Annotated in this window: 14 protein-coding genes; 3 read left to right on the forward strand and 11 right to left on the reverse strand. The window is 59.3% G+C overall.

The annotated features are described in order from the left end of the window. Positions 1-88: 88 nt before the first annotated feature. The 3 genes from repB to RHIBUN_RS0103040 all read right to left on the reverse strand — a co-directional run bounded on the left by repB (position 89) and on the right by RHIBUN_RS0103040 (position 3598). Complete coding sequence (gene repB, locus RHIBUN_RS0103025) at positions 89-1087, reverse strand: plasmid partitioning protein RepB (RefSeq protein ID WP_025658385.1); 999 nt, start codon at positions 1085-1087, stop codon at positions 89-91. Then, positions 1084-2262, reverse strand: coding sequence for a plasmid partitioning protein RepA (gene repA / locus RHIBUN_RS0103030; RefSeq protein WP_025658386.1), 1179 nt, complete (start codon positions 2260-2262; stop codon positions 1084-1086). The genes repB and repA overlap by 4 nt, the downstream gene beginning before the upstream one ends. A gap of 532 nt (positions 2263-2794) precedes the next feature. Beyond that, positions 2795-3598 (reverse strand): hypothetical protein, encoded by an 804-nt coding sequence (locus RHIBUN_RS0103040; RefSeq protein ID WP_025658388.1) that lies wholly within the window; start codon positions 3596-3598, stop codon positions 2795-2797. A gap of 332 nt (positions 3599-3930) precedes the next feature. Between RHIBUN_RS0103040 and RHIBUN_RS0103045 the strand changes: the two genes are divergently transcribed. Continuing rightward, positions 3931-5331 (forward strand): sensor histidine kinase, encoded by a 1401-nt coding sequence (locus RHIBUN_RS0103045; RefSeq protein ID WP_025658389.1) that lies wholly within the window; start codon positions 3931-3933, stop codon positions 5329-5331. Further along, positions 5328-5981: a response regulator transcription factor gene (locus RHIBUN_RS0103050; protein ID WP_025658390.1), complete on the forward strand. Its 654-nt coding sequence runs from the start codon at positions 5328-5330 to the stop codon at positions 5979-5981. Before RHIBUN_RS0103045 ends, RHIBUN_RS0103050 begins: the two co-directional genes overlap by 4 nt. Here the strand turns inward: RHIBUN_RS0103050 and RHIBUN_RS0103055 are convergent. The 3 genes from RHIBUN_RS0103055 to RHIBUN_RS36740 form a co-directional block, all read right to left on the reverse strand. Then, positions 5975-6466, reverse strand: a complete 492-nt coding sequence (locus tag RHIBUN_RS0103055; protein WP_084659633.1) for a hypothetical protein — start codon at positions 6464-6466, stop codon at positions 5975-5977. The two genes, RHIBUN_RS0103050 and RHIBUN_RS0103055, sit on opposite strands and share 7 nt — an antisense overlap. A 328-nt stretch (positions 6467-6794) precedes the next feature. Further along, the gene (locus RHIBUN_RS0103060) at positions 6795-7262 is read right to left on the reverse strand and encodes an Lrp/AsnC family transcriptional regulator (RefSeq protein ID WP_018855511.1); all 468 of its coding nucleotides are present in this window, start codon (positions 7260-7262) and stop codon (positions 6795-6797) included. A gap of 229 nt (positions 7263-7491) precedes the next feature. Beyond that, positions 7492-7638 carry a hypothetical protein gene (locus RHIBUN_RS36740; protein WP_198011797.1) on the reverse strand — a complete coding sequence of 49 codons (147 nt, stop codon included), beginning with the start codon at positions 7636-7638 and terminating at the stop codon, positions 7492-7494. Between the two features lie 280 nt (positions 7639-7918). On the opposite strand from RHIBUN_RS36740, the gene RHIBUN_RS0103070 reads away from it, so the two are divergent. Further along, positions 7919-8365 (forward strand): GNAT family N-acetyltransferase, encoded by a 447-nt coding sequence (locus RHIBUN_RS0103070; RefSeq protein WP_025658392.1) that lies wholly within the window; start codon positions 7919-7921, stop codon positions 8363-8365. 48 nt (positions 8366-8413) lie between these two features. Here the strand turns inward: RHIBUN_RS0103070 and RHIBUN_RS0103075 are convergent, their stop codons facing one another. The 5 genes from RHIBUN_RS0103075 to RHIBUN_RS0103095 all read right to left on the reverse strand — a co-directional run bounded on the left by RHIBUN_RS0103075 (position 8414) and on the right by RHIBUN_RS0103095 (position 12725). Further along, on the reverse strand, positions 8414-8665 hold the full coding sequence (locus RHIBUN_RS0103075; protein ID WP_025658393.1) for a hypothetical protein: 252 nt from the start codon (positions 8663-8665) through the stop codon (positions 8414-8416). Positions 8666-8771: 106 nt separating this feature from the next. Continuing rightward, positions 8772-9473, reverse strand: coding sequence for a TfuA-like protein (locus RHIBUN_RS0103080; protein ID WP_025658394.1), 702 nt, complete (start codon positions 9471-9473; stop codon positions 8772-8774). Continuing rightward, positions 9470-10636 (reverse strand): YcaO-like family protein, encoded by a 1167-nt coding sequence (locus RHIBUN_RS0103085; protein WP_198021130.1) that lies wholly within the window; start codon positions 10634-10636, stop codon positions 9470-9472. The genes RHIBUN_RS0103080 and RHIBUN_RS0103085 overlap by 4 nt, the downstream gene beginning before the upstream one ends. 11 nt (positions 10637-10647) lie before the next feature. Continuing rightward, positions 10648-10869: a hypothetical protein gene (locus RHIBUN_RS0103090; protein ID WP_025658396.1), complete on the reverse strand. Its 222-nt coding sequence runs from the start codon at positions 10867-10869 to the stop codon at positions 10648-10650. Between the two features lie 20 nt (positions 10870-10889). Next, positions 10890-12725 (reverse strand): peptide antibiotic resistance protein, encoded by a 1836-nt coding sequence (locus RHIBUN_RS0103095; protein ID WP_025658397.1) that lies wholly within the window; start codon positions 12723-12725, stop codon positions 10890-10892. Positions 12726-12728: the final 3 nt, after the last annotated feature.

Here is a 12728-nt window from a genome sequence, read left to right on the forward strand (position 1 = left end):
GATTCCCGGAAATGCGATTCTCTAGCTGCTAACCTATGAGAAGGGCTTCCGTTACGGCAACGTTCGGGAGCTTTTTTCTTTTGCGGCGTTATCCTTTGCTTTTGCGTTGTATTGACTGCACGAATTCGCTGTGAAGCGCCTCCATACGATCGTTCAAAAAGTCTACGAAACTATCCGGAACAGCCTTGGTGAAGCTCATCTTCGGGCCGGTCTTCGCGTAGCTTACGGTCGCCAGAAGAAAGCCATTTGCGCGTATTTCGGTGACGGAAGGCCGCGCGGCAGCCGGCGCCTCCTCAGCCTTCAGCGCACCCAATGCGACAGCGAAGCGATCTTTCCCGGCGACGAGCTTGTCCTCGCTCAGCGATTGCTTGACGCGCGCCACCCCGTCCTGGCGCTTGGCAAAGGCATCCGCAAACTCGATCCATCTGCGACGACCGATCTCCGGTGACGAGCCGATCGCCAGCAGAACATCTCGGGGGATAGCCGTTGCAATCCGCAGCATCTCCGACACGTGCGACTTTCCTGTCGCCAGCGACGCGCAGATTACGTCGCGCCGATATCCCGCCTGCTCCTGTGACAGTGCGAATGCACACTTCTCGATAAAGGAAAGGTCATTCCTGTTGGCGTTTTCTTCACCCTGGAAGACGATCGCCTCTTCGTCGCTGAGTTCGCGGACAATAGCGCGGAATTTCAGTCCAAGCACTTTGACGGCAGCCAAACGCCGTCTTCCGAACACGATCTGGTATGGCAGCCCATCACCTTTGTGCGGCCTGATCAAGCCAGGGACAATCTGCCCACGCTCCCTGATGGACGTCGCAATCTCATCAATGGCCGCATCGTCATAGGCGCCATCGAAGCGGTCGGGAATCGAGGAGGGAGCAACGTCATCGGGGTCGACCTCGACAATATGGTCGCCGTCCTTGAGGAGCCTGTCGAGAACCTCGCCCTTTTCCTGTATCTGCCTGACGCCAGCGGCGACCTTGAGAAGGTGTGGAGATGTTGTCGGCTTGGCGGCCGGCGCTGCGCTCGGTTGCTCAAGCTGACCGAGCACATTGGCAAACATGCCGCGCGAATCCTTGCGGCTCATTCGCGCCCCCATGCTGCCCAAAGCAACTTCTCGATCTCTGCATTGGCCGCGTTGATCGATTCCATTGCGCGGTCATAGGTTTTCGGTGCCGAGAAGCGCGAACGCTGCACCTCATAGAGGCTCTGCTTCCACGTCAATGCATCAGCAACAGCCGTTGACTTCGTCACCATGTTCAACAGCAGGTCTTCGCCAAAGACCTGTCGCATCAACGCAGTCATGTTGGCCTGCGGGTGATCGTTGGCTTCGAATTTCGTCACGAGGAACTTCGCGAAATCCCACTGGGCCGAACTCCCCATCTCGCTCAAGATCTGCATGTAGGACGAGGCAAGCTCGAGGAATTTCCCCGTCGAATCGACGTCCAGCATGTGTGCCGGGACCGGTATGATGACGCCGGTGGCCGCGGTCAGCGACGACAGAGTAAGGAAGTTCAGGGAAGGCGCGGAATCCATCAGGATTACGTCATAGTCATCCGCAACCTGCTCGAGGGCCTGAGATACCCGCAGAAGGAAGCTCGTGCCGCCATTCTTGCGCATCTCGAGAGCAACAGCCGTTTCAAACTCTGTCAGGTCGAGCCCGGCGCAGATCACGTCGAAGCCGGCAATATGCGTGGTGTGGACCAGCGATTTCGTCGGCTTGGGATCCGAGAAGCGAATGGCCGCATAGAGCGTTTCGTCCTCGCGCGGATCGAAGTCCGGAAGCGCGCCGTGCAGGCTGGTAAGCGACGCCTGCGGGTCGAGATCGACCGCCAATACCCGGTAGCCCTTGAGCGCCAGGTAGTGACCAAGATGAATGGTCGTGGATGTCTTGCTGGAGCCGCCCTTGAAATTGGTGACCGCAATGATCTGGCATTCCTCGCCCTCGACACGGCGCGGGTTCATCCACTTCTTGCGACCCTTTCCGGCCAGCATCAGTCGCAACTCGAGGATCTGCTCGAGCGTGTACATGCGGCGGCCGTTTGACGTCGTCTCGGGCGAGGGACCCTTGTCCTTCAGAACGATCTGCCTGATATAGGCTTCCGAGACATCCAGGAGCGCTGCGACTTCCGACGAGGAAAATTTCCGCATCTCGCGGCGCGCGTCCGGTGGATACTGTGCCATCGAAAGATTCTGCAGGGCGAGCTCCAATTTGGTGGAAAAGCTCTGCATGAAGTCGAGGCTGCTTAAGTGGCGATTCACGATTCTTTCCTCAGTTCGTTCCAATAGCCTAAGCGCCGATACGGTTGATGAACAGTTAATTCAATAATTGTTTCGCTCTATAGCGATAATTCGCTCTTTTTGCGTAGTTACAGAACTAGCTCGATTCGCGAGATTCGGCAAACCCGTCACTGGCTCCCTTATGTGGTCGGCTGACGGAGGCCGCACATATGAGAACGAGGTTGACCCAGCCGTGCCGCGGCCGGCCGCCGTCGAGTTACATGAGAAGGTGGAAAGGACCGATTCCGCCTGTAGCTGTCCACAAACGGCGAAAGGAACTGCCTTGAGAGACACGCCTTTAGCGCGACAGAAGCAATCCCGGATCAAGAAGGTGAAGGTTCAGAAGGCACCGATGCGCCTTGGAACAGGCGGCGAAGAGCGGCGGCGCTGCCCCGTCCGAGCCATCCTTGGCTCGATCTAAGTAGTGGTTGCCGAGCCCGTGGCTGGTGCAACCTGCATTTTTGGGCCACCGCACGGCGCGTTGTGTCCGTGAGGTGGCCAAGTTTTGAAAGCGTCAGGGCTGCTCGACGATGACCGTCACCGGCGGTGGCGGCGCCTCATCCTCCACAGGCGCGCTTTCGACGGGCTCCGGCGCAGGCTCCTCCACTGGAAGAGTGTCACGAACCTGATCAATCTTGCCAACGGCGGGCCCTACGCCCAAGATGTCCTTTGCTCGCTCGAGAGCCCCGTCACTCACTTCGCCGCCCTTGGTAAAGCTCGAGAGTGCTTCGCGAAGGGCTTCGTCGCTAAGAGCAGGGTCCGTAGGGATGGCATCCGGCCCATTCTCGGCCTCGAATTCCGCATAGGCCATCACATAGGCCGAAACCGCCGCCATTCGCGGATCGTTCGAATGCAAGTAGGCGTGGTAATTCCTGTTCAGCGAGTTCAGCCCGGCAAACTCGGATTTGGCGGCCTTCGTTCTTGTCGTTGTGGCGGTTCTGGTCCTGGTCGTCGTTGCCGCCTTCTTCTCGTGTGTGAAGAACGACTTCAACGTCGGGTGATCTCTCCGGGTGTCGTCCTTACTCTTTGCATGCGAGCCGTGTGAGCCAACGGTATCGGATTTCTTCCCGTGTTCGGAATTGCCGCCCGTGTGGCTCCCCCCGCCACCGTTGCCCCTGTTGCCGCCCGAGTTGCTGTTGCCGCCCCCGTTGCCGCCTCCGTTACCGCCCCCATTGCCGTTGCCGCCGCCGGAATTGCCATTCCCGTTACCGCCTTTTGCGTAGGCGATACCCTCCAAACCGAGAAAGGCGCCACCGGCGGGTACAACCGCAATTGTCAGCGCAATGACGCTGCGTCCAAGAATGCTGGAAATGCTCATATCAACCTCCGGTTCAAAACCGCTTTGCCGTTGTTCGTACGGACGGAAAGCCTGGCTCCTCGCGGCGGGCAAGAAGGAGGCATTCCGGCCTGACGCGGACACGCCGCGTTCCAAATCACAACGACGATAGCCCGCGTCGCGCGCCGGCTCCATGGAGGTCAGACCTTTGCTTCAGCAGATAGGACCAAGGTCCTATCCACAAAAGACCAAAGGTCCGAAACCTGGGGGCTGCGAGGCGATATCGTTTGACCCGCCGCGGGATGAAGCTAGGTTACGATCGAAACAACTAAAGTGCCGCCACGCAATTTTGGCGGCCGATCCCGAGACATCTCGTGCGGCCCCGTGAACTCATAAAACGATGGAATTCGCAATCATTGGCCAGGCAGTTCCTGTTCACAGGAGGCGCCGTGTCGCTGGTGGCGATGGTGTTGGTCGGCGCATTCGTGAGCAGTCTGATCGAAGACGCGGTGACCCGCAACTCGGCGGCATCCACCGCCCTCTACGTCGACAGTGTGATTGCCCCCCTCCTGCCTGACATGCTGACGGCCCAAGAGCTCGACGATAGTGTTTCCCGCGCGCTAGACGAGACGCTGGAGCAGGGGGCGCTTGGAAACCGCCTGATCTCCTTCCGGCTTTGGCGCGCGGACGGCACGGTTCTCTATTCAAACGACAAAACCATGCAAGGAAAGCGCTTCGAGTTGAGCGACGACCTCAAGGCGGCCTTTTCTGGCACGATGGTCGCCCAGTTCAATCGTCTGGAAGATGCGGAAGACGAGGTCGAGCGGGCGAGCGGCAAACCCCTGCTCGAAATCTACAACCCCGTTCTGCAGCCATGGTCCGGACAGGTTGTCGCCGTGTCCGAATTCTATGAAATAGCCAATGATTTCGAGCGCAGCCTCAATGAGGCGCGATTGCACAGCTGGATGGCCGTCGCCGCCTTCACGCTTGCATTCTTTATCGTGTTGTCGGCGATCGCGTTGAGAGGCAGCCGAACCATCGATGATCAGCGGCATGCTCTAAGGCGGCGCGTGGATGACCTTTCAGCGTTGCTATCCCAGAACCAGGCCTTGCGCAGGCGCGTCCAGCGTGCGTCCCAACGCGCCACAGCCCTCAACGAAAGCCACCTGCGGCGCATTGGTGCAGATCTCCATGACGGACCAGCGCAGCTTGTTGCATTTGCCTCATTGCGCCTGGACAGCAATGCGCTGGTCGATCCCTCAACACCGGCATCCAGGCGCGAGGGTGAAATTGCAGCCATCAAGGAAAGCCTGGACGAGGCAATGCATGAGATCAGGACCATCTGCAATGGGCTGGTGTTGCCGCAGATCGAAGCCGCAACACTAACGGAGATACTGGAGCGCAGTGTGCGCGCGCATGAGCAGCGGACCGGCTCAAGCGTTGAACTATCGGTAGCGGAGACGCCCGAAAATCTTTCGCCCTCCGCCAAGATCTGCGTATATCGCTTTGTGCAGGAAGGGTTGAACAACGGTTACCGTCACGGCGGCGGCAAAGAACAACGGGTCGTGCAACGCATGGAAGGTGACCGCATCAGCATCGAGGTTTCCGACGGCGGCCCCGGCTTTGATCCCGACGATGTCGGCCCTGCCAGCCTTGGCCTTGCAGGACTGCGAGAGCGGATTGAAAGCCTGGGCGGCACCTTCCAGCTCCGAACATCCGCACAAGGTACCATAGTCAGCATGTCGCTCAGCAGCGAGGAGATTGCCCAGTCATGACAGCAGGAATTCGCGTCGCCGTCATAGATGACCATCCATTGTTCAGGGAAGGGGTATCCCGGAGCCTGTCCGAGATAGATGGATTTCAGATTGTCGCGGAAGGAAGCACGAAGGACGATGCAATCAGGGTCGCCGAAACCCTCCAGCCCGATGTCCTGCTCATGGACATTTCCATGCCTGGCGGCGGGTTGAACGCGATCCTTCCCATTCTGACAACCGTACCATCACAAAAGATTGTCATGCTTACGGTTTCCGAATCCAGCGATGATGTTACGGCGGCATTGAATAGCGGCGCAAAGGGCTATGTGTTGAAGGGGGTTGGTTCAAGGGCGCTTGCAGAGATTATCCGCAGCGTGGCAGCTGGTGAAAGCTATGTCGCGCCGGCGCTGTCTGCGCGGCTACTTTCCAGCCGCTCTTCACCCGCACCGAAAACACCATCGGCCCTGGAGGCGTTGACCGCCCGTGAGCTGCAGGTCCTGCAGCTGGTCGCCTCCGGCTTGAGCAACAAGCACGTCGCAAGGCAGCTCGATCTGCACGAAAAGACCGTTAAACATCACATGACGCAGATCATGGCAAAGCTCGGCGTCGCCAACCGAACGGAAGCGGCTATAGCGCTGCGCGATGCCACCGACGGGCGGGGCAATCAGTGAATGAAGGATTCAAGGCGCGCCTCATCTGCTGAGGTTGCCCGCCGATTGACGATCGTGCGTCCACGGGCGTCTTTCATGATGTAACGGCCGTTCCGGATGAATTCGCTCATGCCGTCACGGTGGCGGACCTCCATTGACGCGTTGTCCGCATCAACATCAACCGTCGAGCCTTTTCCGGTCGTGGCGCTACCATTGGACTTGCCGCCGCTGTTCCCGTTACCATTCCCTCCGCCGTTGCCGTTTCCCCCGCCATGCCCATTACCATTGCCACCGCCGTTTCCGCCACCGTTGCCATTTCCGCCACCGTTGCCGCCACCGCCGCCATTGCCTCCGCCGTTTCCATTGCCGTTGCCGCCGTTGCCTCCGCTGTTTCCATTGCCGTTGCCGCCTTTGGCGGCCTCGGCAGCCTGGAGACTGAGCTTGAACGAGCCGCCCGAAACCGCGACCTTGAACGGCATTGCCGCGAGCGACAGACCGATTGACATCGAGCATAGAGCCACAACAAAACTACGTCGTGAGAGCATCACAATTCCTTGCATTCCATGGTTTTCCTGGTCGCGATCCAGCCAGCCGGCGCTGTCAGCCATCTTGGGCTGGGGCCCAGATAAAAACCGCGCGGCATTGCAAATGCTAGCCGATCAACCCTTGCCAATTTTGCCCACGGGTCGACCCGACCGTCAATTCGCAATCGTTGACATCAGACCTTTCCTTGACCACCACTGGACGTTAGTCCGGCCCTCCTAGGACCAAGGTCCGAACATTGCTGAGGGGAACAACACGCCTCGCCGGAGTAACCAGAGAAAAGCGACCGGCTCAAACTGGAACCGAAGTGGAGTACTTCACCCGCTTCAAGGCGAAATGCGACGACGATGTCGCCACTGCGTGGTGCGTCAGAATACCCTGCATGAGGAGACGCTCGTAGTCCTGGACATCGGCGACGGCTACGCGCAACAGATAGTCCCAATCACCCGACATCGAATAGCATTCAAGCACTTCCTCATGGCTCTCTGCGAATCGCTCGAAATCATCTCTTGCAGCCGGATCATGCGTCTTCATTCGCACCTGGCAGAACACGGTCAGCCCACGGCCAACGGCTTCGGGGCTCACGAGCCTGACAGTCCGCCCCAGCATGCCCGCCGCCTCCAGCGCCCTGATGCGGCGCCAGCATGACGCGCTCGATGCCCCGACCCGCTCGGCCAGCGCGGCGTGGCTGAGATCACCCTCGCTCTGGAGCAATCGGAGAATCTTTCGATCGATATTGTCAATTACGGGCAATTTCATTGGAATCTCTCGCTTCCGCGATATGTGCGGTTCTCATGACATGGCGGTTCGGGCGAAACTATGCGGCCCGCACGAGTTTTGCGCACCACTCCCTTTAAAAGACTAGCGCGCCTTGCCTCAGATCAAATGCCTGGATGAGAGAGTTTTGCCGAACGATGCGGCCTGCACATCGGGCCATGTTCTTGTGCTACCAGCGTCAAACGCCAACCCGCGCCAGCGCGACGCGATGTCAGACCGGCGGGCTGAACAGGGTGAAATACCCCCACGCGGCAACGAACAGTGCAAGAATTGCTGCGGCGATCGCGAGCTTGCGAAGGCCAGGCCGGGGTGGCCGGGGCGGCTTTCGTCGACGGAATTGAATGACATTATCGTTCATCTGCGGTTTCTCCTCGCGCCACATCATACGCTGTTTCGGGCGAGCAACAGCAAATGTCAAAAGGAAAAAGGCGCTCAGTCTTTCACGAAGCGCCTTTCTGTGCCGGGCGGCACCCGGCCCATCGCACTGGCTTGCAGGTCGCTCCGGGGTTTCGCGCAAAACGCGTGTCACGATGAAGTCACAACACGGATCGTATGGCCTATGCTTTAACGCTTTGGGGCGGAGTGAACAGGAAGGCGCCATCAAGCGTGTCGTGCGCGGTGATGGCGACAGTGTATGAATGCCGATAATTTATAGACGCGTGACCCGGGATGAGGCACTCCTCAATGCTGACATCATCGTCGAAGCCTACGCGAGGCCGCCCTGGCACGAGGAGTGGTGCCTTCAGAACGCAATCTCACGCATAGACGAACTGACAACGACGCCGATGTGCCTGGCGGTGGCCGCGTTCGATGCCGAACGACCCGTTGGCTTCGCCTTCGGCCTGCCGCACACCTCTGTCATGGGACGCGGGATCCACGTCGCGGAAATAGCGATAAGGCCACGGTACCAGCGCAGGGGGATAGGCTCCCGCCTCCTGCGCACATTGGAGGAGGACGCTCGCGCAATGGGCTATGTCCACGTTTGGCTCGTCTCGCGCAGTACGGGCGGCGTTGCGGAGTACTACAAAAGCAACGACTATGAACACTCCGAAAAGCTCTGCGTCTATTCCAAGAAACTGAAATAGGGCCGACGCAGCGCGCCGGCCCCATCCCCACCGTCCCCTCAATTCATGTCAATTCAGGCACGTCGCCGCGTTGGACGCCATCACGTCCGCCAGGCCCTCATGCGGACCGGGCCCAATCTCACGCAGAACTTCATTCAGCGCCATGCCAAGGTAGTCCATAGCCCCCACCACATCGGCATCTTCAGCGGCATATTTCGCGTAGGCGATCATACGCGCCAGTGCGACGAGCTCATCCAAGTCCTCAGAAGATCGCTCACCGCCGTCTAGTACCACCGATCCGTTTGCCGATGCTGCACTCATATCTATTCTCCCTCGAACCATTGGAGAATATTCAGTGTGCGCGCAAAAGGCCCGTGAAAACCCCGTGACACACTTTATTGTTGCATTAAATGAGGCGGCTTCCAAATTATCGCTCTTCCGAGCGGACAAAGGTCTCGTTGAATTGCCACGCCAACTCAGCCGGGGTGGAGCAGTCGTCGTCCGCCGTTCGGACAGCGTCCAGCAGAGCGAGAGCGTCCGCCCGTTTCTGATCGACCTCGTTCGATCGCAGCAACGACAGGAGTTCCTGCCGATCGGTGGAAACATCCGCATTTGCCACAATCGCCCTCCAAGTCCGCTCCTTGAAGAACAAATCGCCAGCAGCGACTTCGAGCGCTACGCGAAGTTCATGCGTCAGCATCTGCCGACCCTCCAGCTTATCGAGTGTCGACCTGACATTCACCAGCGGCACGGTCAACGCCCGATATGCGAGTTCCATGGGGCCATGCAGCAGCGCTACATCGGCGTCGTCCACCGTCGCTCCCGAGGCATATTCGCCGTAGATCCGGCCAACGCCGACCATTCCGAAGACATTACATTCCGCCGCGCGAAGCGCCCCCATGCTTGCACCACCGAACACACGGACCTGCCGTGAGAGTGCAAAAAGGATCTCTTTGTGCCAGACAGGCGCGGTGTATTCGAAACCGCCATCGACGATGCCGATGACTCGGGCGCCTCTTCGCACTGCGGCCAACACGTCACCTTGAACGGCGGGCGGATAGACGGTGACCCCATCTCCTGCCAGCGTCGCTGCGTCCGGGAGACTCGGCCCAACAAAGATGACTTTCATGAGAACAGCGCCTTTGCGATCGCGCGGGCGCCAAAGCGACGCGCCCGCGCGCCCTCGGGGTTTTCGAGGCTTGGAACGAAGACTTTGACGACATGGAAGGGGAAGGCGGGGTCGCTGAGTGGTAGCGCGATCACTGGCGCGATCTGTCGCTCCCGCAAGGCATCGAGGATCCTGTTGAGGTTCGGTTTGTCATCGCACCGCGCAGCAGCGCTCCAGGCGACTGGGATGGCATCGAGGGCACGCAAGGTCTCCGCAGGCACAGGCCTTTGAAACTGGTCCGGCGACAGGTCGTCGCGGGCGCCGCTGATGTATGTTATCCTCGACTGAACGGCTTCTGTTACTGCCCGAATGGCCGCGCGGACAGGGGAGGGATGCGCACCGCTTCCTCCCGTCACCTCGACAAAGCGAATATTGTTGCCCCGTCGCTCCGCGGGCCCGAGGACGGTCGTGAAGCAGGGCACAGCTATATCGCTTGTCATATCGAACAGGCGAACGACAAGACCGGCCGCCTCAATCTTTCGAACGAGGTCATCGAGCCACGGATCTTCGAAGCTTGCCGGATCAATGCAGCGCGAAAGCCGATCCTCAACGGCGCCAACCTGCCAGAGGCAAAATGCGTCGCGTTCGACACGCTCAAGGAGTCCGTGCAGGGTGGCCTCTTCCATCGTATTGCCGGAGGCAAGACCATCGGAAGACATCCAGAAGCGATTGCGGCGGGTGCGGTCCAGAAGTGCCGCCTCAAAGGGAACATACACGCCCCGATCGGTCAGGAGATCCTTGCCAAGCGCCCAGTCAATCTGTTCATCGAGCCGAATGTCGTCCTCATGCCGACCAATCAGGCAAGCAAGCGTGTCAAAAGGGAATCCCTCCTCCCGCAGATCGTTCGCCGAGGCGCAAAGCGTTGCAATGGTCGGCCTGTTGGCAACGACGCGCTCAAGCGCTTCCATAACGGCCGAAGCCTTGGCATCGTCGTCGGTCAGACCCTTGCCCTGGGCGATCGCGATCGAACGCCCATTGGGGACATAGGCGCACCACACCGGGATGCCGATGTTGTCCAAGCCGGTGTGGCGCGCCACGCGTGTTATGCCAAAGTTTGCGAGTAGTGGCGCGGTTCGGGCCAGCGTCTCAGAGGGTGGAACCGTGCGGTCGGAATAGGCGGCCAGCTTGATGTTGGTCAGGGGTTCGGCTCGACGTGACCGGAAAACGCCGCTTTCGCCGAAGAAACCGCAATCGCGAAATCCACCTTCTTGACGATGGACGCACCTGCCTTGCGCAAATCCGCGACCTTCGCCAGATCACCGGTTGCCCCATCGAGTGGCTTGACGGTCCCCGCATCGAGGTCGGCAATCCAAAGTTTCGCATCCCCTGCAATCCCGAATACTACTGCCCTTGACATGACGGTTCCTTTCGTTGGTGTCAAAATCCAGCTTTCAAAAGCCCTTCTCTATAGAGATCCTTCTGCCATTGTTCCTTGAACGGAATGACAGAAAGCCATTTTTCCAGGTCGAAGACCGGGTTCAGCGCTTGCGCACGCTGCCGATAAAACTGGGCCCGCCTGCGATCGCCAATCATTGCACAACTCGCAGCAGCAATGCGGTAAGCCGGCTCCTTGTCCTTCATGGCTTCCACATAGGCAATGGCGTCGTTGTAGCGCTCGAGGAAGTAGCTCGCGCCTGCGGCACACCAAAGATAGCTGTCAGGCGAAATGGGGTTGAGCGAGATCGCCTTCTCGATCTTGGCCAATGCCTCCTTGGGACGCGAGGCATGAACAAGTGTGTCGGCGTGGCTATAGATCACGTCGGCGAAATGAGGGCTCAATTCTTCCGCGTGGCTGAGCGCCGCCACGCTCTGATCGACGTCGCCGAGATAGAGTTTTGTCACGCCGAGTTCGCGATAGCCGCCGGCGAAAGCCTCGTCCCGCTCGATGGCCTTCAACGCACTCTGCTCAGCAAGGCCCAAGAGCTCTTCGTTACCCTGCGCCGTTACCAGCCATTCGCTGGTGTAAGTCCGCGCCAGGCCGGTAAACGCTGGTGAAAAATCCTTGTTATATTTCAACGCCTCCTTGAAGGCCGCTCTCGCCCTGCGAATGTGCGGCAAGGTCAGCTTGCCCATCAGGCTCGCGCCGACAAGGTAGGAGTGATATGCCTGCGGGTTCGCCTCCAGGCTAAGTCGGGCTTCCTCATTCCTGGCAAGTTCATCCACGACGGATAATGACAAGTGCTGGGCCATGAGCCGTCGCTGGGTTGGCAGCGTTGCCGCGGTCATGGGAAATCGCACGGCCCAGATGATTTCGTCCGTCGGGAAATAGACCAGTTGCGCATAGAGGCCTTCGCCCGAAAATCTTGTATCGAGAAGATAGGAGATCGAGTGGCGGGCAATCATGGCCGCCTTGTCAGAGTCACGACGGATTTGCTCCGCAGTGTGAGGCGCAACGATGGAAATGTTTCGGAGGCCGCATAGCTCGATCGTGACATCTTCGATCAGCGCGGCGGCAAGCGACAGACCAACGACGTTACCCTGGGACGTTGGCGGAAGCAGAACCAGCCGCGGCAGGCTCGAAGCGGCCCGAAGCTCCGCCTCAGGGGTGGTCGCATTCTGCGCCTCCGCTGACACGAAATAGCTTCTCGCTTGGCGTTCGCCCCGAGGCAGTAGGTCCGGGTCGGCTACTCCCGGCAGCCCGCGGAGGATCGCCCGGATCTGCTCATCGGCCGGGTCCTGTTCCAGGAGCTGCAAAGCAGCGCCCGACACGGCGCGATAATCGTCGGCACACTGAGCAGCCGAGCCCGCATCGAGGAGTGTCTGGCGCAACTTGGCCCTATGGCTTCGCTGCTCCCGCGCGATCCAGTTGTCGACCGCTTTGCTGGCTGAGCGAACATTGCCGACGAATTCACGCTGAAGCAGATCGCTACTCGCTTTCAGCCTGTCCATCGGCGATTTTGCCTCATCGAGTATTTCAATATCAACGGTCAGGAGTTCCGCCCGCAGTTCGACGGAGGCCGAGGTGATCCGAAGTGGCGCGGCAAGGCTGTCATCGATTTGTCGAATACGGGAAATCAGCTTTCGCAGATTGAGACCGGCCTGATCGGCTTCGGCATCCGACCACAGAAACGAAGCCACCTCTTGGCGTGTGAGCGCATGACCCTTGCACGTGAAGAGATACGCCATCGTCAACAGTGCCTTGGCGGGATAGCCGACTGCATGGCCCGCTTCATCTGTCAGCCGCAGTTCGCCAAATGTCTGGAGGTGCAGCACCGC

Origin of the sequence: Rhizobium sp. IBUN, assembly GCF_000510625.1 — a bacterium.
Lineage (GTDB): Bacteria > Pseudomonadota > Alphaproteobacteria > Rhizobiales > Rhizobiaceae > Rhizobium > Rhizobium altiplani.

Excerpts from the sequence above, each read along its gene's own strand:
- RHIBUN_RS0103055 (WP_084659633.1), bottom strand. The coding sequence starts at position 6,466 with ATGTCAATCGGTCTGTCGCTCGCGGCAATGCCGTTCAAGGTCGCGGTT.
- RHIBUN_RS0103050 (WP_025658390.1), top strand. The coding sequence starts at position 5,328 with ATGACAGCAGGAATTCGCGTCGCCGTCATAGATGACCATCCATTGTTC.
- RHIBUN_RS0103070 (WP_025658392.1), top strand. The coding sequence starts at position 7,919 with ATGCCGATAATTTATAGACGCGTGACCCGGGATGAGGCACTCCTCAAT.
- RHIBUN_RS36740 (WP_198011797.1), bottom strand. The coding sequence starts at position 7,638 with ATGAACGATAATGTCATTCAATTCCGTCGACGAAAGCCGCCCCGGCCA.
- repB (WP_025658385.1), bottom strand. The coding sequence starts at position 1,087 with ATGAGCCGCAAGGATTCGCGCGGCATGTTTGCCAATGTGCTCGGTCAG.
- RHIBUN_RS0103080 (WP_025658394.1), bottom strand. The coding sequence starts at position 9,473 with ATGAAAGTCATCTTTGTTGGGCCGAGTCTCCCGGACGCAGCGACGCTG.
- RHIBUN_RS0103090 (WP_025658396.1), bottom strand. The coding sequence starts at position 10,869 with ATGTCAAGGGCAGTAGTATTCGGGATTGCAGGGGATGCGAAACTTTGG.
- RHIBUN_RS0103075 (WP_025658393.1), bottom strand. The coding sequence starts at position 8,665 with ATGAGTGCAGCATCGGCAAACGGATCGGTGGTACTAGACGGCGGTGAG.
- RHIBUN_RS0103060 (WP_018855511.1), bottom strand. The coding sequence starts at position 7,262 with ATGAAATTGCCCGTAATTGACAATATCGATCGAAAGATTCTCCGATTG.
- RHIBUN_RS0103040 (WP_025658388.1), bottom strand. The coding sequence starts at position 3,598 with ATGAGCATTTCCAGCATTCTTGGACGCAGCGTCATTGCGCTGACAATT.